2 protein-coding genes are annotated in these 1,737 nt (G+C 44.5%); both read right to left on the bottom strand.

Annotated elements, in window-relative coordinates:
- Positions 1-240: 240 nt before the first annotated feature.
- Positions 241-939 (bottom strand): hypothetical protein, encoded by a 699-nt coding sequence (locus tag ACTG33_RS17160; protein ID WP_439136493.1) that lies wholly within the window; start codon positions 937-939, stop codon positions 241-243.
- Between the two features lie 48 nt (positions 940-987).
- Positions 988-1,737, bottom strand: a 750-nt coding sequence (locus ACTG33_RS17155) for a bifunctional UDP-N-acetylglucosamine diphosphorylase/glucosamine-1-phosphate N-acetyltransferase GlmU (RefSeq protein WP_439136491.1), incomplete at its 5' end; no start/stop codon positions are given.

The raw sequence follows: 1,737 nt of genomic DNA, 5'->3' as shown, positions 1-1,737 counted from the left end.
ACTGTTTCTGTCTTTTACCTTATTAAAACCATGATTAAGATTTGACTTATTTGCGAGTCAGGGACCGATTTTTGTCCCGGCTCCCGTTGTATTGCCGTCAAAAATTAAGCATGGTTGATGGAAGAAGTGGTCGAGTGTTTGAGCGCAGCGACAAATTTGTCGGGAACGAATTTGGACGCCGGAGGCGCCCGTAGGGTGAGTCGCATGAATGCGACGAAACCAATTAAATGAACTCGGGCTTCAGTCCAAAATTAAATTAGCAGTTGGTATTTTGTCTTTGACCAAGTTTTTTACGTTCGTAATAAAATCAGTAGAAGCTTTTGGATGAAATTTTATTCCCGTGATGAAGGACTCCAGTGAAATCTCAGCTTTTCGGTGAGAGCTTATTCTTTTCCCAGCTTCCATTTCGGCAATTATTCGAAGTTCTTTTTCCCAAGAGTATGCCTCCTGCTTAAAAAAGAATGGCTCCAACGAGTGAGTTAGTGGGATTTCATCTCTATCAAAATCTAGATACCTGACAGGTATAAACAAGAAATCACTGCCTAGAGCATCTCTGAGTTTTTCAACAGTAGTTTGAATGGCAAGAGAGTCTTCAGATGAAGTATAGCTATCCCACATCCTGATAGAAAGTTCGCTAGCCATTGTCCAACAACTAATTACTACAGCTTGTTGATTATGGTCAGCTATCAAGATTTTCGCATCTGCTGCCATTTGAAGTGCAGAAGCATCAAATTCCCAAGAGGTTAATTGCTCTTCAGACTTTTTATGATCACGATTAGTGTAGTTTCCCTCCAGTTTGTCATCAAAATCTGACGCCGGAGAAAAGTAGAGGGACTGGCTCTCTATAAGATCACTGAACTTAGAAAAGCTCATCACTCTAGAGAGTGGAAGTGAGAAATCACTCACTTCATAAATGCTTAAAGTATCTGAAAGTGCCATACCCAGTCTCCATACCGGAGCAAGTTACTATCGTAAGCTATAAGATGCTCACTTATTCTTTGCCGGCCTCTTCCACCCTTTAACCGATTTCTGCTCCGACTTCGTTAACGTCAACGAATCAGCCGGCGCCGTCTTCCGAATAGTAGACCCAGCCCCAATCGTCGCCCCATCCTCAACCGTCACAGGCGCAACCAGTTGCGTATCAGACCCCACAAACACCCTATCACCAATTACAGTGCGATGCTTATTCGCCCCATCATAATTGCAGGTAATGGTCCCGGCACCAATATTCACATCCGCCCCCATATCAGTATCCCCGATATAGCTGAGGTGATTAATCTTGGAGCCTAACCCAATATTGGCATTTTTGACTTCAACAAAGTTACCCACTTTAGCCTTAGCAGATAAAACTGAACCCGGACGCAGACGGGCGAATGGCCCAACGGCACAGCCTGAACCGACCTCAGCATTTTCGATAATGCTGTTAGGCAGAATTTCAGCACCGCTATGAATGACGCTGTTAATGATAATGCAGTTAGCACCAATCGTGACATTGTCACCCAGGGTGTTAGTCCCTTCAAAGATGACGTTAATGTCGATCAGAATATCCTGACCTGCCTGAATATCACCGCGGATATCGACACGTGCTGGATCTCGGAAGGTCACACCGGCCATCATTAAATCGGTGGCTTGTTTTTGCTGATAGTAGCTTTCCAGTTCAGCCAGTTGCACGCGGTTATTCACACCGGCGACTTCCATCTCGTCTTCACAGATGACAGAGCTGATTTCAATACCCTG

It is taken from the genome of Pseudomaricurvus sp. (assembly GCF_965662505.1).
Classification (GTDB): Bacteria; Pseudomonadota; Gammaproteobacteria; order Pseudomonadales; family Cellvibrionaceae; genus Pseudomaricurvus.
The sequence above is the reverse complement of the archived record's forward strand: the minus strand, read 5'-3'. Positions and strand labels throughout refer to the sequence as shown.